The sequence below is a fragment of the Streptomyces sp. AHU1 genome (genome assembly GCF_045343905.1).
Taxonomy (GTDB): Bacteria; Actinomycetota; Actinomycetes; order Streptomycetales; family Streptomycetaceae; genus Streptomyces; species Streptomyces triticiradicis.
In genome coordinates this window covers 2,166,396-2,185,055 of record NZ_CP174283.1, presented here as the reverse complement: position 1 = coordinate 2,185,055, position 18,660 = coordinate 2,166,396, and the positions used below count along the sequence as shown (strand labels likewise).

16 protein-coding genes are annotated in these 18,660 nt (G+C 72.5%); 11 read left to right on the top strand and 5 right to left on the bottom strand.

Features of this window, described 5'->3' with window-relative positions:
- The first annotated feature begins 112 nt into the window (after positions 1–112).
- The 6 genes from ACICHK_RS09990 to ACICHK_RS09965 all read left to right on the top strand — a co-directional run bounded on the left by ACICHK_RS09990 (position 113) and on the right by ACICHK_RS09965 (position 8,253).
- Positions 113–2,371, top strand: coding sequence for a molybdopterin oxidoreductase family protein (locus tag ACICHK_RS09990; protein ID WP_406836626.1), 2,259 nt, complete (start codon positions 113–115; stop codon positions 2,369–2,371).
- A 186-nt stretch (positions 2,372–2,557) separates the two neighbouring features.
- Positions 2,558–3,295 (top strand): hypothetical protein, encoded by a 738-nt coding sequence (locus ACICHK_RS09985; RefSeq protein WP_406836625.1) that lies wholly within the window; start codon positions 2,558–2,560, stop codon positions 3,293–3,295.
- Entirely contained in the window at positions 3,282–4,055 is a 774-nt protein-coding gene (locus tag ACICHK_RS09980; protein ID WP_406836624.1) for a class F sortase, read from the top strand. Before ACICHK_RS09985 ends, ACICHK_RS09980 begins: the two co-directional genes overlap by 14 nt.
- A 237-nt stretch (positions 4,056–4,292) precedes the next feature.
- Complete coding sequence (locus tag ACICHK_RS09975) at positions 4,293–5,639, top strand: ABC transporter ATP-binding protein (protein WP_406836623.1); 1,347 nt, start codon at positions 4,293–4,295, stop codon at positions 5,637–5,639.
- A gap of 132 nt (positions 5,640–5,771) precedes the next feature.
- Positions 5,772–7,160, top strand: coding sequence for an aldehyde dehydrogenase family protein (locus ACICHK_RS09970; RefSeq protein WP_406836622.1), 1,389 nt, complete (start codon positions 5,772–5,774; stop codon positions 7,158–7,160).
- A 10-nt stretch (positions 7,161–7,170) separates the two neighbouring features.
- Positions 7,171–8,253, top strand: coding sequence for a Zn-dependent alcohol dehydrogenase (locus ACICHK_RS09965; protein WP_406836621.1), 1,083 nt, complete (start codon positions 7,171–7,173; stop codon positions 8,251–8,253).
- Between the two features lie 102 nt (positions 8,254–8,355).
- Here the strand turns inward: ACICHK_RS09965 and ACICHK_RS09960 are convergent, their stop codons facing one another.
- Complete coding sequence (locus ACICHK_RS09960; RefSeq protein ID WP_406836620.1) at positions 8,356–9,411, bottom strand: DMT family transporter; 1,056 nt, start codon at positions 9,409–9,411, stop codon at positions 8,356–8,358.
- A 124-nt stretch (positions 9,412–9,535) separates the two neighbouring features.
- Entirely contained in the window at positions 9,536–10,186 is a 651-nt protein-coding gene (locus tag ACICHK_RS09955; protein ID WP_406836619.1) for a TetR/AcrR family transcriptional regulator, read from the bottom strand.
- Positions 10,187–10,294: 108 nt separating this feature from the next.
- Here ACICHK_RS09955 and ACICHK_RS09950 point away from each other — a divergent pair, with 108 nt between their 5' ends.
- The 3 genes from ACICHK_RS09950 (at position 10,295) to ACICHK_RS09940 (ending at position 12,499) form a co-directional block, all read left to right on the top strand.
- Positions 10,295–11,446, top strand: a complete 1,152-nt coding sequence (locus ACICHK_RS09950; protein ID WP_406836618.1) for an acyl-CoA dehydrogenase family protein — start codon at positions 10,295–10,297, stop codon at positions 11,444–11,446.
- Positions 11,447–11,511: 65 nt separating this feature from the next.
- Positions 11,512–11,799 carry a YiaA/YiaB family inner membrane protein gene (locus ACICHK_RS09945; RefSeq protein WP_151474875.1) on the top strand — a complete coding sequence of 96 codons (288 nt, stop codon included), beginning with the start codon at positions 11,512–11,514 and terminating at the stop codon, positions 11,797–11,799.
- A 73-nt stretch (positions 11,800–11,872) separates the two neighbouring features.
- Complete coding sequence (locus ACICHK_RS09940; RefSeq protein ID WP_406836617.1) at positions 11,873–12,499, top strand: TetR/AcrR family transcriptional regulator; 627 nt, start codon at positions 11,873–11,875, stop codon at positions 12,497–12,499.
- A 47-nt stretch (positions 12,500–12,546) separates the two neighbouring features.
- On the opposite strand, the gene ACICHK_RS09935 is transcribed toward ACICHK_RS09940, so the two are convergent.
- Positions 12,547–13,008 carry a MaoC family dehydratase gene (locus ACICHK_RS09935; RefSeq protein WP_151474873.1) on the bottom strand — a complete coding sequence of 154 codons (462 nt, stop codon included), beginning with the start codon at positions 13,006–13,008 and terminating at the stop codon, positions 12,547–12,549.
- Between the two features lie 106 nt (positions 13,009–13,114).
- On the opposite strand from ACICHK_RS09935, the gene soxR reads away from it, so the two are divergent.
- Positions 13,115–13,666 carry a redox-sensitive transcriptional activator SoxR gene (gene soxR, locus ACICHK_RS09930; RefSeq protein ID WP_406836616.1) on the top strand — a complete coding sequence of 184 codons (552 nt, stop codon included), beginning with the start codon at positions 13,115–13,117 and terminating at the stop codon, positions 13,664–13,666.
- Between the two features lie 28 nt (positions 13,667–13,694).
- On the opposite strand, the gene ACICHK_RS09925 is transcribed toward soxR, so the two are convergent.
- Positions 13,695–14,801, bottom strand: a complete 1,107-nt coding sequence (locus tag ACICHK_RS09925) for an RNA ligase (ATP) (RefSeq protein WP_406836615.1) — start codon at positions 14,799–14,801, stop codon at positions 13,695–13,697.
- Between the two features lie 155 nt (positions 14,802–14,956).
- On the bottom strand, positions 14,957–15,559 hold the full coding sequence (locus ACICHK_RS09920; protein ID WP_406836614.1) for a hypothetical protein: 603 nt from the start codon (positions 15,557–15,559) through the stop codon (positions 14,957–14,959).
- A gap of 295 nt (positions 15,560–15,854) precedes the next feature.
- Between ACICHK_RS09920 and ACICHK_RS09915 the strand changes: the two genes are divergently transcribed.
- A complete protein-coding gene (locus ACICHK_RS09915) occupies positions 15,855–18,647 on the top strand; it encodes a penicillin acylase family protein (protein WP_406836613.1) in 2,793 nt (930 codons plus the stop codon).
- Positions 18,648–18,660 lie beyond the last annotated feature (13 nt).

Here is an 18,660-nt window from a genome sequence, read left to right as displayed (position 1 = left end):
CGCACGCGGAATTCCGACGTGACCCCCGGTCGCCCCTCCCCGTCATGCGTACCGGTCGGTATGCTCACTCGCATCCGTGTGCCACCGAAGCCACCACCCTCCGGGAGGACCCGTGTCCCGCACCTCCGGCACCACCCCCGACTCCCGGACCGCGCTGCGCGTCTGTCCCCTGTGCGAGGCCACCTGCGGGCTGACGCTGACCATCGAGGGCACCCGGGTGACCGGCGCCCGGGGTGACCGGGACGACGTGTTCAGCAAGGGATTCATCTGCCCGAAGGGCGCCTCCTTCGGCGCCGCCGACGGCGACCCCGACCGGCTGCGCACCCCCCTCGTCCGCCGGGACGGCGAACTGCGCGAGGCCACCTGGGAGGAGGCCTTCGACGCCGTGGCCGCCGGACTGCGCCCGGTCGTCGAGCGGTACGGGCCGCACGCCGTCGGCGTCGTCCTCGGCAACCCGAACGTGCACACCATGGCCGGTGCCCTCTATCCCCCCGTCCTGCTCGGAGCCCTGCGCACGCACAGCGTCTTCACCGCCTCCACGCTCGACCAGATGCCCAAGCACGTGTCGAGCGGACTGCTGTACGGCGACGCCAACGCGATCCCCGTACCGGACCTGGACCGCACCGACCACCTGCTGCTCATCGGCGCCAACCCGCTGGAGTCCAACGGGAGTCTGTGCACCGCCCCCGACTTCCCCGGCAGGCTCCGGGCGCTGCGGGCCCGCGGCGGCACACTGACCGTCATCGACCCGCGCCGCACCCGCACCGCGAAACTCGCCGACCGCCACGTGGCCGTCCGCCCCGGCACCGACGCCATGCTCCTCGCCGCGATGGCGTACGTCCTGTTCGAGGAGAAGCTCGTCGACCTCGGCGCCCTCGCCCCGCACGTCCAGGGCGTCGACGAACTCCCGGACGCGCTGCGGGACTTCACCCCCGAGGCGGCGAGCGCGGCCTGCGACGTGGACGCCGGGACGATCCGGGAGCTGGCGCGCGAGCTGGCCGCCGCGCCCACCGCCGCCGTCTACGGCCGCATCGGCAGCTGCACCGTCCCGCACGGCACCCTGGCCAGCTGGCTGGTGGACGTCCTCAACATCCTCACCGGCAACCTCGACCGGCCCGGCGGCGCCCTCTTCCCGACGGCCGCCACCGACCGGACGCCCCGCCCGGCGGGCCCCGGCCACGGCTTCGCCCTCGGCCGCTGGCACAGCCGGGTGAGCCGGCACCCCGAGGCCAAGGGCGAACTGCCGCTGGCCGCCCTGGCGGAGGAGATCGACACCCCGACCGAGGAGGGCAGCCCGGTCCGCGCGGTCATCGCCGTCGCCGCCAACCCGGTCCTCTCCGCGCCCGACGGCCTCCGCCTCGACAAGGCGCTCGAATCGCTGGACTTCATGGTCAGCGTCGACCCCTACCTGAACGAGACCTCGCGCCACGCCCACGTCGTGCTGCCGCCGCCCCCGCCCTCCCGCGGCGCGCACCACGACTTCGCGTTCAACACCCTCGCCGTCCGCAACCAGGTCCGCTACAACCGCCCCGCCGTCCCTCTGGAGGAGGACCGGATGGCGGAGACCGAGATCCTCGCCCGGCTCGTCCTCGCCGCGAGCGGCATGCACGGCGCCGACCCGTCCGCCGTGGACGCCATGGTCGTCGAGGGCACCCTCGGCAAGGCGGTCAAGGACACCGCGTCACCGGTGCACGGGCGCGACCCGGGAGAACTCGCCGCCGCCCTCACCGGAGAGAACGGCCCCGAGCGCCGGCTCGACATGATGCTGCGCCTCGGTCCGTACGGCGACGGCTTCGGCGCGCGCCCGGACGGCCTGACCCTGGAGAAGCTGCTGGCGCACCCGCACGGCATCGACCTCGGACCGCTCACCTCCTGCCTGCCGAGGCGGCTGAAGACCCGCAGCGGGAAGATCGAGCTGCTCCCCGGGCCGATCGCGGGTGATCTGCCGCGCCTGCGGGACGCGTTGCGCGAACGCCCGGCGGGCATCGTCCTCGTCGGCCGCCGCCATCTGCGCTCCAACAACAGCTGGATGCACAACGTCCCCGCGCTCACCGGCGGTTCCAACCGCTGCACCCTGCACGTCCACCCCGACGACGCCGCCCGGCTGGGGCTCGCCGACGGCGCCGCCGTGCGCGTCAGGGGCGCCGGCGGAGAGGTGACCGCCCCGGTGGAGATCACCGACGCCGTACGGAGCGGAGTGGTGAGCCTTCCGCACGGCTGGGGGCACGACCGCCCCGGCACCCGGATGAGCCACGCCGCCCTGGATCCCGGGGTCAACGTCAACCAGCTCCTCGACGGCTCGCTGCTCGACCCGCTGTCCGGAACCGCCGTCCTCAACGGGGTGCCCGTGGAACTGACGGCCTGCCCCTGAGTCGGCTTCGCGCTCCGGGCCGCTGCGGACACCCGTGAGCCGCCGCGGCCCGAGGCGTCGTTGCGCCGGAAGAGCGGTCCCCGGCGGGGGACCGGGCGCAGTTGCGTCCCTTTGTGGGTCTTATGTGAGAACTAGTCAGATGACCTGAAAGTCGTATGAAAATCATCTGACTCGGAGGAACCTCGCATGTCCACCTCGTCCCACTCCGTGCCGCGTCGCGGCGCCGGCGCCCTCGCCGCCCTCACGGTCGCGGGCGCCACCTTCCTCGGTGCCCCGGCCGCCGTCGCCGCCCCCGGCGACAACGGCGACGTCAAGGTCCACGACGCGAACACGCCGTTCGACAACCAGCGGGACGATCCGAGGGTCTGCCGGTTCTACCTCGACGGCTTCGGCTTCGACGCCGGGCAGCAGATCTCCTGGTTCATCACGCGCCAGCCCGGCGCCCCGGGCGACCCCGTCCTCGCGGGCACGCTGTCCGCGTCCGGGACCGGGCGCGCCGGGACCCGCATCTTCACGCTGCCCGACGGCCAGTACAAGCTGACCTGGAACTTCCAGGACGAGAACGGCGCGGGCAAGAGCAAGGTCTTCCGGGTCGACTGCCCCGTCGGCGCGCCGTCCTCGTCCCCGTCCCCGGGCCAGCAGAACGGCCCCGGCGGTCTGGGCGGTCCGGGCGGGAGCCCCAGCCCGAGCCGGCAGGCCGGAGGGCCCGGCGGCCAGCAGGGCGGACCCGGCGGCCAGCAAGGTGGTCCCGGCTGGCAGCAGGGTGACCCGGGCCGCCCCAACGGAGGGGCCCCGGCGGGCGGCGGCGGGCTCGCCCGCGCGCAGGACTTCTCACCGGTGGCCGGTGCGGCGGCCGCGGGTCTCGTAGTGGCCGGGGGAGTCGTGTTCCTGCGGCTGCGCCGACGCGACAATGGCGCCGCGTAGACGGCAAAGGCCCTGGTACCGGACGCGCGCCTACCGTCTGGCGAGGACCCTGGCGGTCGCCGTCGCGCTGGTGGCGGGCGGCGTCTGGTGGGCGGGGGACGGTGATCCCGCCGGGGCGGTGGCGTCCGGCGCCGTACGCGACGACGGCGCCGCCTCCCGGGCTCCGGCGGCGGGCGCCGGGCACGCGCCGCACGCCCGCCCCGGCGGCGACGCGGGCGGCCCGGGGCGGCACCCGTCCCCGGCCGCCCGCCGGGCGGCCCGGACCGCGCCCCCGTCCGCACCGCTGCCGCGCTCCCGGGCCGCCTCCCTGCGCATTCCCTCCCTGGGCGTCGACGCGCCGGTCATCGGTCTGAGGCTGGACCGCGAACGGCGGCTCACCGCGCCGCCCGTGGACGATCCGAAACCCGTCGGCTGGTACACGGACGGACCCGCGCCGGGCGAACGCGGCACGGCCCTGGTCGTCGGCCACCGCGACACCCGGACGGGACCCGCCGTCTTCGCCCCGATCGAACGGATCCGTCCCGGCGCGCGCGTCGAGGCACGGCGCGTGGACGGACGGACCGCCGTCTACACGGTGTACGCCGTACGCACGTACGCGAAGGCCCACTTCCCCGACCAGGAGGTGTACGGCGACCGGGGACGTCCCGAACTCCGGCTGATCACCTGCGGCGGCGCCTACGACCACAGGACCGGATACGCGGCGAACGTCATCGCCTTCGCCCGTCTCACGGAGATCCGGGCACGGACCGGAGCCCGCTGAGACGGACCGCGGGACGGCCGGCCGGGCCGGGACGAGGCCCCGGTGCCGGATCCCGGCCCGACCGGTATCCGATCGTCCGTTTCCGCCCGTACCGAACCCGCCCGTCCGATACCGCCCCGTGTCTTCCCCCGGACGTGCGCGGTCCGTTAGCTTCCGTGACTCAAGGTCCCGTACGACCCGTACGGGACGACCGGCCGCGGAGCACCAGCGCCTTGCACGCCCCCGGGGGCCCCTGTCATGACACGCGCCATCTCCCTGCACCACGTCAGCAAGTCCTACGCCCGCGGGCCCCGCGTGGTGGAACGGTTGTCGCTGGACATCCGGCCCGGCGAATTCCTCGTGCTGCTCGGCCCCTCGGGCTGCGGCAAGTCGACGGTGCTGAGGATGATCGCGGGACTCGAGGAGGTCAGCGAGGGCGAGGTGCGGCTGGACGGCGAGTACGCCAACGACCTGCCGCCCTCCGAACGGAACATGGCGATGGTCTTCCAGAACTTCGCCCTCTACCCGAGCATGACCAGCCGCGACAACATCGGCTTCCCGCTGCGCATCGAGACGCCCGGAGCGGACCCCCGGGCCCGGGTGGACGCCACCGCCCGGATGCTCGGCATCCAGGACCTCCTCGACCGCTTCCCCGGCCAGCTCTCCGGCGGCGAGCGGCAGCGCGTCGCGATGGGCCGGGCGATAGCGCGCCACCCCTCGGCCTTCCTGATGGACGAACCGCTGTCCAACCTCGACGCCAAACTCCGCAACCACCTGCGGGCCGAGATCTCCAAGCTCACCAGGGACCTGGGCGCGACCACGGTCTACGTCACCCACGACCAGGCCGAGGCCATGTCGCTCGGCGACCGGGTCGCCGTGATGCGCGGCGGGGTCCTCCAGCAACTGGGCACGCCCCGCACGGTCTACGCACTGCCCGCGAACGTCTTCGTCGCCGCCTTCATCGGCACCCCGCGCATCAACCTGCTGCGCGGACTCGTCCGGGCCCCGCTCGACGGCGCCATGACGATCAGTCTCGGCAAGCAGTTCCTGCGTCTGCCCGAACCCCTCTGCCTGGACCACCAGTTGCTCCGGGTGCAGCAGGGCCGCGAGATCATCGTCGGGCTCCGTTCCGAGGCCATTCGGCTCGCCAGGCCCTCGGAGGCCCGGCCGGGCGAGGTGGCGATCACCGGACTGGTCGAGCACGTGGAGTTCCAGGGGCATGAGGTCCTCGTCCACTTCAACACCGGTTCACGGCCCGCCCTCGTGCCCGAGCTGGAGTCCCCGCGCCCGTCCCGCCCGAACCGCCGCCGGCGCCGGGACGGCACCGTCCTGGACCGGCTGCGGGAGCGCGCCGGGGCGCTGCGGGCCGGACCGGTCGTGGTCCTCGACCGTCCCGCGGACGACGAGGACCACGACCGGTCCGGGCAGGCACCGCCCGAGGGACGGCTGCCCGGCGACCTCGTCGTGCGCACCACTCCCGACATCGAACTCCGCCACGGCATGCAGGTCCCGCTCCTCGTGGACCTCGCCCACCTGTTCGTCTTCGACCGGAACGGCGAACGGATCTGTCCGGCACCGGAGCGGCTGCCCGACCTGGAGGAGTGACCCCCGGGGGTGGGCGCGGCGCGGACCGTCGCGGGCGCCGGGGCCCGCCGTGCGGCAGGTCACCCTGGCGCCGCAAAACTATCATCGCTAGTTTAGGTCCCGGACGCCGCTGCCCCGCCCGGGAGGAACACGATGAAGGCACATGACGGCATGTACATCGACGGGGAATGGCGCCCCGCTGCCGGACGGGACACGATCGAGGTCGTGAACCCGGTCGACGAGCAGGTGATCGGCCACGTCCCGGCGGGCACGGCCGAGGACGTCGACACCGCCGTGCGCGCCGCCCGTGCCGCGTTCCCCGGCTGGGCCGCGACGGCGCCCGCCGAACGCGCCGCCCGCCTCGCGGCCCTCAGGGACGTCCTGGCCGCGCGCAAGGACGAGATCGCCGAGACCGTCACCGCCGAGCTCGGAGCCCCCCTCGCGTTCTCGCAGGCGGTGCACGCGGGCGTCCCGGTGCTGGTGGCCGGCTCCTACGCCGAGCTGGCGGCGACGTACGCCTTCGAGGAGAAGGTCGGCAACTCCACCGTCTACCAGGAACCCGTCGGGGTGGTCGGCGCGATCACGCCCTGGAACTACCCGCTCCACCAGATCGTCGCCAAGGTCGCCCCCGCCCTCGCCGCCGGCTGCACGGTGGTGCTGAAGCCCGCCGAGGACACCCCGCTCACCGCGCAGCTCTTCGCCGAGGCCGTGGCCGAGGCGGGCGTCCCGGCCGGTGTCTTCAACCTCGTCACCGGCCTCGGCCCGGTCGCCGGCCAGGCCCTCGCCGAGCACCCGGACGTCGACCTGGTCTCCTTCACCGGTTCCACCGCCGTCGGCCGGCGGATCGGGGCCACCGCCGGTGCCGCGGTCAAGCGCGTCGCCCTCGAACTCGGCGGCAAGTCCGCCAACGTCATCCTGCCGAGCGCCGACCTCGCCAAGGCCGTGAACGTCGGCGTCGCCAACGTGATGTCCAACTCCGGCCAGACGTGCAGCGCCTGGACCCGCATGCTGGTTCCCGCCGACCGTTACGACGAGGCGGTCGGGCTGGCCGCGGCCGCCGCCGCGAAGTACGGCGACCGCATAGGCCCCGTCGTCAACGCCGAGCAGCGCGACCGGGTGCGCGGTTACATCGAGAAGGGCGTCGCCGAGGGCGCGCGGCTCGTCGCGGGCGGCCCCGAATCCCCGCGTGAGCAGGGCTACTTCGTCAGTCCCACCGTCTTCGCCGACGTCACCGAGCAGATGACGATCGCGCAGGAGGAGATCTTCGGCCCGGTCCTGACGATCCTGCGCTACGAGGACGAGGAGGACGCCCTGCGGATCGCCAACGGCACCGTGTACGGGCTCGCGGGAGCGGTGTGGGCGGGCGAGGAGTCCGAGGCCGTCGCCTTCGCGCGGCGGCTCGACACCGGCCAGGTCGACATCAACGGGGGACGCTTCAACCCCCTGGCCCCCTTCGGGGGTTACAAGCAGTCGGGCGTGGGGCGCGAACTCGGCACCCACGGCCTGTCCGAGTACCTCCAGACCAAGTCCCTCCAGTTCTAGGAGAGTTCACGTGGTTCGCGCCGCCGTCCTGCCCGCCGTTGGTGCCCCGCTGGAGATCGCCGAGATCGAGCTCCCCGACCCCGGACCGGGCCAGGTCCGGGTGAGACTCGCCGCCGCCGGGGTCTGCCACTCCGACCTGTCCCTGTCCAACGGCACGATGAGGGTGCCCGTGCCCGCCGTGCTCGGCCACGAGGGCGCCGGCACCGTCGTCGCCGTCGGCGAGGGCGTGACCCAGGTGGCCCCCGGTTCCCCTGTCGTACTCAACTGGGCTCCCTCGTGCGGGAGTTGTCACGCCTGTTCGCTGGGCGAGGTGTGGCTGTGCGCGAACGCGCTCACCGGCGCCGGAAACGTGTACGCCCGCCGCGCCTCCGACGGCGGCGATCTGCACCCCGGTCTGAACGTCGCCGCGTTCGCGGAGGAGACGGTGGTGCCGGTGTCCTGCGTCCTGCCCGCCCCCGAGGGCATCCCGCTCACCGAGGCCGCACTGCTCGGCTGCGCCGTCCTCACCGGTTACGGCGCCGTCCACCACTCCGCCCAGGTCCAGCCCGGCGAGAGCGTCGCCGTGTTCGGGGCCGGCGGGGTCGGACTCGCCGTCCTGCAGGCCGCCCGGATCGCGGGCGCCTCACAGATCGTCGCGGTCGACGTCTCGCCCGAGAAGGAGCCGCTCGCCCGGGAGGCCGGGGCCACCGACTACGTGGTCGCCTCCGAGGCCACCGCCCGCGAGGTCCGCGCCCTGACCGGCGGCCACGGCGTCGACGTGGCCGTCGAGTGCGTCGGCCGGGCCGTCACCATCCGCGCCGCCTGGGAGTCGACCCGGCGCGGCGGCCGCACCACCGTCGTCGGCATCGGCGGCAAGGACCAGCAGGTCACCTTCAACGCCCTGGAGATCTTCCACTGGGGCAGGACCCTCGCGGGCTGCGTGTACGGCAACTCCGACCCGGCGCGCGATCTCCCGGTGCTCGCGGAGCACGTGCGCGCGGGCCGCCTCGACCTCGGCGGCCTGGTCACCGACCGCATCGCCCTGGACGGCATCCCGGCGGCCTTCGACAACATGATCGCGGGCAAGGGGGGCCGGGCGCTGGTGGTCTTCTAGAGACGTCGGGCGTGCGCTTCCGGCCGCCTCGGCACGCGCTTCCGGCCGCCTCGGCGGGCACGGACACACCGCCGAGGCGGACCGGCGCGACGCGGGCCGGAGTCAGGCCTGTTCGGCCCGGTCGCCGCTCCCTGCGGCCGCCGCGGGCTCCGGGGCACCGGCAGGAGCGGTGGCCGTGACCGGCGCGGGTGCCGTGCCGGAGGCCGCGGACGGGCCGGTGGCGGCACCCGGTACGGGCGTCCCCGCCGGCGCCGGTTCCCGGCGCGGCCGCGAGCGCGACACCGCCACACCCGCGAGGCACAGCGCCCCGCCCGCGAGCGTCAGCAGCCCCGGGACCTCGTCGAGGAAGAGCCAGGACATCAGGACCACCAGGGCGGGCACCGCGTACGTCGTCGCGCCCATGCGGCTGGCGCTCGTCCGCGCGAGGGCGTACCCCCAGGTCGTGAAGGCCAGCGCGGTCGGGAAGACACCCAGATAGACCATGTCGAGCGTGGCCGTGAGGGGAGCGGCGGCGGCGTCGTGGATGAGCTGCCCCGCGAACGGCAGGCACACCACGGCCCCGATCAGACAGCCGAACGTCGTCACCTGGAGCGAACTCGCCCGCCCGAGCGCCGGCTTTTGCGCGACCACCCCCGCGGCGTACGCGACGGCGGCGAGCAGGCACAGCACGACCCCCAGCACCGAGGAACCGCCGCCGCCGGACATCGACAGCCCCACGGCGACCGCTCCCGCGAACGACACCGCCATGCCGGCCAGCAGCCGCGGCGGCATGGCGTCCCCCAGCAGCCGGGCGCCGAGCAGGGCGATCAGGATCGGGCCGATGTTCACCACCAGCGCCGCCGTACCGGCGTCCACCTGCTGCTCGCCCCAGTTGAGGGCCACCATGTAGAACCCGAACCAGAGCACCCCGGATATCGCGATGCCGCGCCAGGCGCCGCGCGGCGGCAGCCCCTCACGCCGCACGGCGCAGACGGCACCGAGCACCAGGGCACCCGCCAGCAGCCGTCCGAGCGCGAGCGCTCCGGGTGAGTACGCGGCGCCCGCGCTGCGGATCGCGACGAACGCGGAGGCCCACAGTCCGACGGTGACGACCGCCGCGCCGGCGGCGAGCGATTGCGCACGCCGGTCGGGCGGCGCGATGGGGGAGGTGTTCATCATGTCCCCGAGGCTAGGCGGGTCACGCCCGTGGGTCGCGCGGATTTCGGACGCGCAGGTGGGCATGGGTCCGGGACCGCGGCCACGCCCGGAAGGGGTCCGACCCGGGCCCCGGGGCCCGCCCCGTTCAGCCCTCCCGGACCAGCCCCGCGTACTGCACCGCGAGACCTTCCAGCAGTGCTCCGAGCCCCGTCTCGAAGGCCCGCTCGTCGATCTTCTCCTGCTGCTCGGCGAGGAGGTGCGCCTGCCCCAGGTGCGGGTAGTCGGCCGGGTCGTAGGCGCTCTCGTCGTCCACGAAGCCCCCGGCGAAGGAGCCCAGCGCGGACCCCATGATGAAGTACCGCATCAGCGCCCCGATCGAGGTGGCCTGGGCCGGCGGCCAGCCGGCCCTGACCATGGCGCCGAAGACGGCGTCGGCGAGCCGGAGCCCGGCCGGTCTGCGGCCCGGCCCGCGGGCGAGGACCGGGACGATGTTCGGGTGGTCGCGCAGGGCGGCGCGGTAGGAGACGGCCCAGTCGTGCAGCGCGGTCCGCCAGTCGCGTCCGTCCTCGAACATCGACAGCTCGACCTGCGCGCTCACCGAGTCCGCGACCGCCTCCAGGATCTGGTCCTTGGTGCGGAAGTGGTTGTAGAGGGAAGGCCCGCTCACCCCCAGTTCCGCCGCGAGCCGACGTGTCGAGACGGCCGCCAGGCCCTCGGCGTCCACCAGTGCCCGTGCCGTCTCGACGATGCGGTCGGTGCTGAGGAGGGGCTTGCGCGGTCGGGCCATGGCGCACATAGTAGGGCTGCACCGTGAAACTAGCAGTGCTAATTTAAATGTACGGCTTTCAAAGTCCGTTATCCGTAGGCCGCTGTCAGCGGGCCGCTATCTGTGGGGTGACCCGGCATGAACCTCGGGCTCAGCGATGAGCAGACCGCCGTCCGGCAGCTCGCCAAGGACTTCGTGCGCCGCGAGATCGCCCCGCACGCCGTCGCCTGGGACCGCGCGGAGGACGTCGACCGGTCGATCGTGAAGAAGCTCGGCGAGGTCGGCTTCCTCGGCCTGACCATCGACGAGGAGTACGGCGGCAGCGGCGGCGACCACCTCGCGTACTGCCTGGTCACCGAGGAGCTCGGGCGCGGCGACTCCTCCGTGCGCGGGATCGTCTCCGTCTCGCTCGGGCTCGTCGCCAAGTCGATCGCGCACTGGGGGGGCGAGGAGCAGAAGCGGCGCTGGCTGCCGGGGCTGACCGCCGGCGAGTACGTCGGCTGCTTCGGGCTCACCGAACCGGGCACCGGCTCCGACGCGGGGCAGCTCTCGACCCGCGCCGTGCGCGACGGTGACGACTATGTGATCAACGGCAGCAAGATGTTCATCACGAACGGCACCTGGGCCGATGTGGTGCTGCTCTTCGCCCGTTCCACCGACGCCCCGGGCCACAAGGGCGTCTCCGCCTTCCTGGTGCCCACCGACACCCCCGGTCTGACCCGCCGCGCCATCCACGGCAAGCTCGGGCTGCGCGGTCAGGCCACCGCCGAACTCGTCCTCGAGGACGTGCGCGTGCCGGCGAGCGCCATGATGGCGCCCGAGGGCAAGGGATTCGCGGTGGCCATGTCGGCACTCGCCAAGGGCCGGATGTCGGTGGCCGCGGGCTGCGTCGGCATCGCCCAGGCCGCGCTCGACGCGGCGGTGGCGTACGCGACCGAGCGGGAGCAGTTCGGGAAGACGATCGCGCACCACCAGCTCGTCCAGGAACTGATCAGCGACATCGCCGTCGACGTGGACGCGGCACGGCTGCTGACCTGGAGGGTGGCCGATCTCGTCGACCGCGGGCTGCCGTTCGCCACCGAGTCCTCGAAGGCCAAGCTGTTCGCCTCCGAGGCCGCCGTGCGCGCGGCGAACAACGCCCTCCAGGTGTACGGCGGTTACGGCTACATCGACGAGTACCCGGTCGGCAAGCTCCTGCGCGACGCCCGGGTGATGACCCTCTACGAGGGCACCAGCCAGATACAGAAACTGGTCATCGGACGCGCCCTGACGGGTGTCTCGGCGTTCTGACTCTGAGTACGTCCCTGAGTACGACGGCGGATGTGGCCCGGGCCACATCCGCCGATCCTTGTCCCATGACCGAGACACCCGTCAAACAGCAGAGCACGACCGCCTTCTACGGCCAGGCCGTCGCCTCCTTCGCCATCGCCATGGCGGCCACGTCCATCGGTATCTACCGGCTGGACACCGACGCCTGGGTCCGGGCCTTCCTGGCCATCGCGGTCCTGTACCTCGTCACCTCCGCCTTCACCCTGGCCAAGGTGATCAGGGACCGGCAGGAGGCCGGTCAGATAGTGAGCCGGGTCGACCAGGCGCGGCTGGAGAAGCTCCTCGCCGAGCACGACCCTTTCGAGAAGATCTGAGCAGGCGCGCTAAGCGACCGCTCACCTTCGGCGGTATGGTGTAGCTCCTGTCACCGAGAAGGGCGAGTGAGCGATGAGCACGGCGCAGGAGACGCCTGGCGGCGAGATGCAGCCGTGGGCCGAGGTGACCCCGGACGCGGCGCGGCGGCTGCTGATCGCCGCGGTGGAGGCCTTCGCCGAGCGCGGGTACCACGCGACGACGACCCGGGACATCGCGGGCCGCGCGGGCATGAGCCCGGCCGCGCTGTACATCCACTACAAGACCAAGGAAGAGCTGCTCCACCGGATCAGCCGCATCGGTCACGACAAGGCGCTGGACATCGTGCGCACCGCGGCGGCGGGCGAGGGCACCCCCGCCGAGCGGCTCTCCGACGCCGTCCGGTCCTTCGTGCGGTGGCACGCGGGCCAGCACACCACCGCGCGCGTGGTCCAGTACGAGCTGGAGGCCCTCGGGCCCGACGCGCGCGCGGAGATCATCGGGCTGCGCCGGCAGGTCGACGCGGAGGTCCGCGGCATCATCCAGGACGGTGTCGCGACGGGCGAGTTCGACGTCCCGGACGTTCCCGGCACCACCGTCGCCGTGCTGTCCCTGTGCATCGACGTGGCCCGCTGGTTCAACGTCGAGGGTCCCCGCACGCCGGACGAGGTCGGAGCGCTCTACGCCGGCCTGGTCCGGCGGATGGTGGGCTTCAAGGGGTAGCCCCGGCCCGTCCCGGAGGCGCCGGGACGGGGCTCCGGGCCCCTGGCTCAGAGGTAGTAGCGCGAGACCGACTCCGCGACGCAGACCGGCTTGTCGCCGCCCTCGCGCTCCACGGTGAAGGCGACGGAGACCTGCACACCGCCGGGCACGTCGTCCACCGCGGTGATCGTCCCGGTGGCGCGCAGCCGTGAGCCGACCGGGACGGGGGCGGGGAAGCGGACCTTGTTCGTCCCGTAGTTGACGCCCATCTTCACGCCTTCGACATGGATGAGCTGCGGGCCGAAGAGCGGCAGCAGCGACAGGGTGAGATAGCCGTGCGCGATCGTGGTGCCGAACGGACCCGTCGCGGCCATCTCGGGGTCGACGTGGATCCACTGGTGGTCGCCGGTCGCCTCCGCGAAGAGGTCGATCCGCTTCTGCTCGATCTCGACCCAGTCCGTGTGTCCCAGCTGCTCGCCCACGGCGCTCCGCAGCTCCTCGACCGTCGCGAACGTCCTCGGCTCTGCCATGTCCCCGGCCTCCCGCATCTCATAGTCTAAGCGACTGCTTAGCATGGTCCGCCGGGCGGCGCATGTCAACGGACCGGACGGGTGACGCGGTAGGTAGGTTGGAGGAGTGCCCCAGATCCCCGAGACGGTCCACGAGCTGACCGTCGGACAGTTGTCGGCCCGCAGTGGCGCGGCCGTCTCCGCCCTGCACTTCTACGAGTCCAAGGGCCTGATCAGCAGCCGCCGCACCTCGGGCAACCAGCGCCGCTACCACCGTGACGCGCTGCGCCGTGTCGCCTTCGTACGGGCCGCCCAGCGCGTCGGCATCCCGCTCGCCACCATCCGCGAGGCGCTCGCCGAACTCCCCGAGGAGCGCACCCCGACACGGGAGGACTGGGCCCGGCTCTCCCGGGCCTGGCGCTCCGAACTCGACGAACGCATCAAACAGCTCGGCCGGTTGCGCGACCACCTCACGGACTGCATCGGCTGCGGCTGCCTCTCCCTGGAGACCTGTGTGCTCTCCAACCCCGACGACGTCCTCGGCGAGCGCCGGGCAGGCTCCCGGCTCATGGTGGAACGGGCCGGCACGCAGCCGGCGCCGGCCCCGCGGGAGCGGGGGCCGGCGGCCGCGTGCGAGCCCGGTCCGGGCCGGGAACCGGCGGCGGGAGACTGCCGCTGACCGCCGGCCCCGCTTCCGTCCGGAGCTCCTACTCGTACTCGGTGCCGCCCTTGCGGGTCAGGTAGGCCGGGCTGACCGCCTTGGCTATGGCCCGGCCGCCCGTCACCGGGCTGTAGCGCTCGGCGGCGACGAAGGTCCCCTCCGGCCCGTCGGGGGCGGGAGCGCCGGGGCGGATCACGACCCCCTCGCGCAGATGCAGCCCGCGACCGGACACGGTCTCCTTGCCGGAAGCGATCCCGAGGACGCGCTCGACGTCGTACGGTCCCTCGTACAGCCGCGGTACGAGCGGGAGTTCGCCCGACAGCAGCTCCTCGGCGTCCAGCCAGCGGACCACGCCGTCGATCTCCGCGGACACGTCGAAGACGGCGTAGCCGATCGTCTCGCGGCGTCCGTCGGCGCCGTACGTCAGATCCTGCACGCCCGCCCCGTACACCTCGCCGAAGATGCCGACGCGGCGCGCGCCGAGGCGTCCGGCGATCCGGGCGGCGGCCTCGGCGACCCCGTGTCCGCGCACCGCGCGCCAGTACAGATTGCGCGGATCCTCCTTCAGGGCCAGGGACTTGGCGCCGAAGCCCTTCGAGGACACGTGGACGCGGTCCTCGTCGGCGAGGTAGGTCAGCAGGCAGGCCGAGCCGTGCAGCTTCTCCGTCACGACGACCGGCTCGCCGGGCGTGAAGATGTCCGGATAGCGCTGGATGTTCTCGATGTCGACCCAGGGCAGCAGATCGGGCGCCGCCTCCACGTCGCCGTTCATCGTGGGCGGGATCGGCGGGACCCACTTCACGATGCCGAGGAACTCCGCGAAGTCCGTGCCCTCCCCGGCGGCCCGCGCCAGATCGACGCCGGCCAGCGCCTTGGGACGGCACACGATGCCCTGCGACAGCTCGCCGCGCAGCCGCACCGCCCTGACCCGGTCCGCCGAGCTGCCCGCCAGACGCCCCGTCAGCCCCAGCTCCTCGATCAGCGGGGCCGGCAGCACGGACTGCTCCGGGATGTAGAGCGCCCACTCGCCGGTGCGGTACGCGCCCTTGGCGACCACGGCCCGGTACAGGCCCACCTGGGCCAGCTCGAGCGCGTCGGCGTTCGGGTGCTCGTGGATGGTCAGCACTTCGGCGGTGACGCGCAGCGTCGACATGGGGGACTCCTCGGTTGCTCAGCCCTGTTTCATCGCCCCCAACTGTCCGCGGGAGAAACGGCTGGAACCAACGGATTTACGGCTGCTACCGTCGCCGCCGCGCAGCGGTGACATGCACCCGGCCGCGCGGCGGGCCGCCCGGCCGGGCGGGGTGTTCACGCGGACACGAGCAGCCGGCCGCGCCTGGCGCCGGCCAGCGCCGCCGGGGTCAGGACGGGTCGCGGCACCACGATTCCGCAGCTCGTGCAGACGGGGCCCGACGACGGTTCGTGGGCCAGGTCGTGCATCCAGACGAGGCGCTCGCCGGAGCACACCGGGCAGACGGCGCCCGGCTCGCGCTCCAGTGCCGTGATCAGTCGGCGCAGCACCTCGGCCAGGGGTTCATGGGGGTGGACACGGGGGTCGTCGCACCAGGCGACACCGAAGCCGCCCCAGGTCAGGCGGTGCCAGTCGTCGACACTGCCCGGTCTGCGCAGCCCGTCGTGCTTCTCCTTCTTGCGGCGCTCGGCGAACTCGGCCTCGTAGGCGAGCCAGACGGAGCGGGCCTCCTCCAGTTCGTCCAGTGCGGCCACGAGCCGCGCCGGATCGGGGGAACGGTCCTCGGGCTCGAACCCGGACCGGGAGCACAGATGGTCCCAGGTCGCCCGGTGCCCGTAAGGGGCGAACCTCTCCAGGCACTTGCGCAGTGAGTACCGCCGCAGTGCCAGATCACACCTCGGATCTCGCGCCTGTCTCGCCAGACTTCGGAAACCGGCCATCGTCCTGCACCTCCGTCACACCTGCACCTGTACTCCGGTCACTTCGGCGCCGTCCGTACGGACGTCGTCGAGTAGACGTATCGACAAGCGATTCGGCTCCATCCAATTTTCCGACGACCCCCGCGAGCCACCCGCCGAGTGTCCTTGGCCTGCCCTTCGTCGCCGCCGGCCGGCCGTTCACCGGCCCTCCGGCGCGCCGCCGTTCACTGTGAATCCCAAAAACTGACGCATGTTCATCTTCAAACTCGGGGATACCGGCGGTAACGTCCGGCCACCCCCATCGGTAGGAGCCGACATGCCACCGAGCACCCCACGCACCGCCTCGGACAGACTGAGAACTCCCCGCAGATTCCCCAAGTTCCTCATGGCAGCATCCCTATGCGTGCTCATTGCCGGTCTTTTGTCGCCGCTTTCCCAGGCGGCGGCCGCGGACACCTCGACGACGGCCGCCGCGAACGACTACTGCGGCGGCCAGTGCTCCGACATCCTGCCGCCCGGTGAGAACGGCAACGCCACCCTCGCCCAGATCCTGCTCAACCAGGTCTTCGGCACCCAGCCCGGTCACGCCGAGGACCAGCTCGGCCCGTACGGCAACCTGGCCTCCGGCTACTCGGCCCTCACCGACGCCAAGATCAACGACTTCTTCAACGACGCCTCCTTCGGCGTCGCCTCGGGCCAGGTCGAGTCGACCACCAAGCCCGGCGGCCGCACCGACGTGACCATCGTCCGCGACAAGAAGACGGGCGTTCCGCACATCACCGGCACCACCCGCTACGGCACCGAGTACGGCGCCGGATACGCCGCCGCCCAGGACCGGCTGTGGCTGATGGACGTCTTCCGGCACGTGGGACGGGGCCAGCTCACCAGCTTCGCCGGCGGCGCGCCCTCCAACCAGGGCCTGGAGCAGGAGTTCTGGCGCAACGCGCCCTACACCGAGGCCGATCTCCAGGCCCAGATCGACGAGGCGACCAGCAGGGCCGGATCCCGGGGCACCCAGGCCCTCGCCGACGCCAACGCCTACATCGACGGCGTCAACGCCTACATCGACGCCTCCGACAGCGGCCGCTACTTCCCCGGCGAGTACGTCCTGACCGGCCACAAGGACTCCATCACCAACGCCGGCACCATCGACCACTTCAAGCTCACCGACCTGGTCGCGCTGGCCTCCGTCATCGGCTCGCTCTTCGGCTCCGGAGGCGGCGGCGAGGTCAACAACGCCCTCTCGCTGCTCGCCGCCCAGTCCAAGTACGGCGTCGCCGAGGGCACCAAGGTCTGGGAGTCCTTCCGTGAGCGCAACGACCCGGAAGCGGCGCTCACCGTGCACGACGGCGAGAGCTTCCCGTACGCCTCCAAGCCCGACAGCGCGCAGGGCCAGGCCCTGCCCGACGCCGGATCGGTGACCCAGGAACCGCTGGTCTACGACCGCACCGGCAGCGCGGTCGCGGCGAGCGCCACCAGCGCCTCGGCCACGGCCGCCAAGACCTCCCTGACCTCCGCCAAGCGCGGGATGTCCAACGCCCTCGTGGTGAGCGGGAAACACACCGCCAGCGGCCACCCGATCGCCGTCTTCGGCCCGCAGACCGGCTATTTCGCGCCACAGCTGCTCATGCTCCAGGAGATCCAGGGACCGGGCATCAGCGCGCGCGGCGCCTCCTTCGCGGGCCTGAGCATGTACGTCGAACTCGGCCGCGGCCAGGACTACTCCTGGAGCGCGACGACCTCCGGCCAGGACATCATCGACACCTACGCCGTCGAACTGTGCCAGGACGACTACCACTACCTCTACCACGGCACCTGCACGGCGATGGACAAGGTCGAGCGGACCAACTCCTGGAAGCCGACCACCGCCGACGGCACCGCCGCCGGCTCGTACCGGATGCAGGTCTACCGCACCAAGTACGGGCCCGTGGAGTACCGCGCGACGGTGGGCGGCAAGAAGGTCGCGTACACCACCCTGCGCACGTCCTTCATGCACGAGGCCGACTCGATCATCGGCTTCCAGATGCTCAACGACCCGGACTTCGTGAAGAGCCCGGCGACCTTCCAGAGCGCGGTGCAGAACATCAACTACACCTTCAACTGGTTCTACGCCGACTCGGCGCACACCGCCTACTACAACAGCGGTGACAACCCGGTGCGGGCGAGCGGGGTCGACGCCGAGTTCCCCGTGTGGGCGCAGTCCGCGTACGAATGGCGGAACTGGGACGCGGGCACGAACACCGCCTCCTACACCCCGGCGTCCGCGCACCCCAACTCGGTGGACCAGGACTACTACATCTCCTGGAACAACAAGCAGGCCAAGGACTACACCACGGCCTCCTGGGGCGACGGCTCGGTGCACCGCGGGGACCTGCTGGAGGACCGGGTCTCCAAACTGGTCGCGGCGGGCGGAGTGACCAGGTCCGCGCTGGTGAAGGCGATGGCCGACGCGGCACTGGCCGATCTGCGGGCCGAGGACGTGCTCCCGGAGCTGCTCAAGGTCGTCAACAGCTCCCCGGTCACGGACTCCACGGCCGCCGCGGCCGTGAGCAAGCTGTCCGCGTGGGTGACGGCGGGCGCCAGGCGCAAGGAGACCTCCTCGGGTTCGCACACCTACGCCGACGCCGACGCGATCCGCATCCTGGACGCCTGGTGGCCGCTGCTGGTGAAGGCGGAGTTCCAGCCGGGGCTCGGCGGCGACCTGTACACCGCGTTCGGCAGCAACCTCCCCGTCGACGAGGCGCCGTCCGCCGGCCACGGCCCGACCGGCTCGCACGCCGGAAGCTCCTTCCAGTACGGCTGGTGGAGCTATGTCGACAAGGACATCCGGGCGGTGCTCGGGGAGCCCGTGCAGGGCGGCCTGTCGCAGAAGTACTGCGGCGGCGGCAGCCTCAGTGCCTGCCGGGACCTCCTGATCAGCTCGCTGAAGGAGGCGGCCGGCAAGACCGCGGCCACCGTCTACCCCGGCGACGACCAGTGCTCGGCGGGCGACCAGTGGTGCGCCGACTCGATCGTCCAGCGGACGCTCGGCGGCATCAAGCACGGCAAGATCACCTGGCAGAACCGGCCGACCTTCCAGCAGGTCGTCGAGTACACCTCGCACCGATGAGCACGGAACGGCG

Bases quoted from the DNA above. Each gene is read 5' to 3' on its own strand.
- ACICHK_RS09940 (WP_406836617.1), top strand. From the start codon at position 11,873: ATGAGCACGGCGCAGGAGACGCCTGGCGGCGAGATGCAGCCGTGGGCC.
- ACICHK_RS09985 (WP_406836625.1), top strand. From the start codon at position 2,558: ATGTCCACCTCGTCCCACTCCGTGCCGCGTCGCGGCGCCGGCGCCCTC.
- ACICHK_RS09920 (WP_406836614.1), bottom strand. From the start codon at position 15,559: ATGGCCGGTTTCCGAAGTCTGGCGAGACAGGCGCGAGATCCGAGGTGT.
- ACICHK_RS09945 (WP_151474875.1), top strand. From the start codon at position 11,512: ATGACCGAGACACCCGTCAAACAGCAGAGCACGACCGCCTTCTACGGC.
- ACICHK_RS09960 (WP_406836620.1), bottom strand. From the start codon at position 9,411: ATGATGAACACCTCCCCCATCGCGCCGCCCGACCGGCGTGCGCAATCG.
- ACICHK_RS09955 (WP_406836619.1), bottom strand. From the start codon at position 10,186: ATGTGCGCCATGGCCCGACCGCGCAAGCCCCTCCTCAGCACCGACCGC.
- ACICHK_RS09975 (WP_406836623.1), top strand. From the start codon at position 4,293: ATGACACGCGCCATCTCCCTGCACCACGTCAGCAAGTCCTACGCCCGC.
- ACICHK_RS09925 (WP_406836615.1), bottom strand. From the start codon at position 14,801: ATGTCGACGCTGCGCGTCACCGCCGAAGTGCTGACCATCCACGAGCAC.
- ACICHK_RS09950 (WP_406836618.1), top strand. From the start codon at position 10,295: ATGAACCTCGGGCTCAGCGATGAGCAGACCGCCGTCCGGCAGCTCGCC.
- ACICHK_RS09915 (WP_406836613.1), top strand. From the start codon at position 15,855: ATGCCACCGAGCACCCCACGCACCGCCTCGGACAGACTGAGAACTCCC.
- ACICHK_RS09970 (WP_406836622.1), top strand. From the start codon at position 5,772: ATGAAGGCACATGACGGCATGTACATCGACGGGGAATGGCGCCCCGCT.
- ACICHK_RS09980 (WP_406836624.1), top strand. From the start codon at position 3,282: ATGGCGCCGCGTAGACGGCAAAGGCCCTGGTACCGGACGCGCGCCTAC.
- ACICHK_RS09935 (WP_151474873.1), bottom strand. From the start codon at position 13,008: ATGGCAGAGCCGAGGACGTTCGCGACGGTCGAGGAGCTGCGGAGCGCC.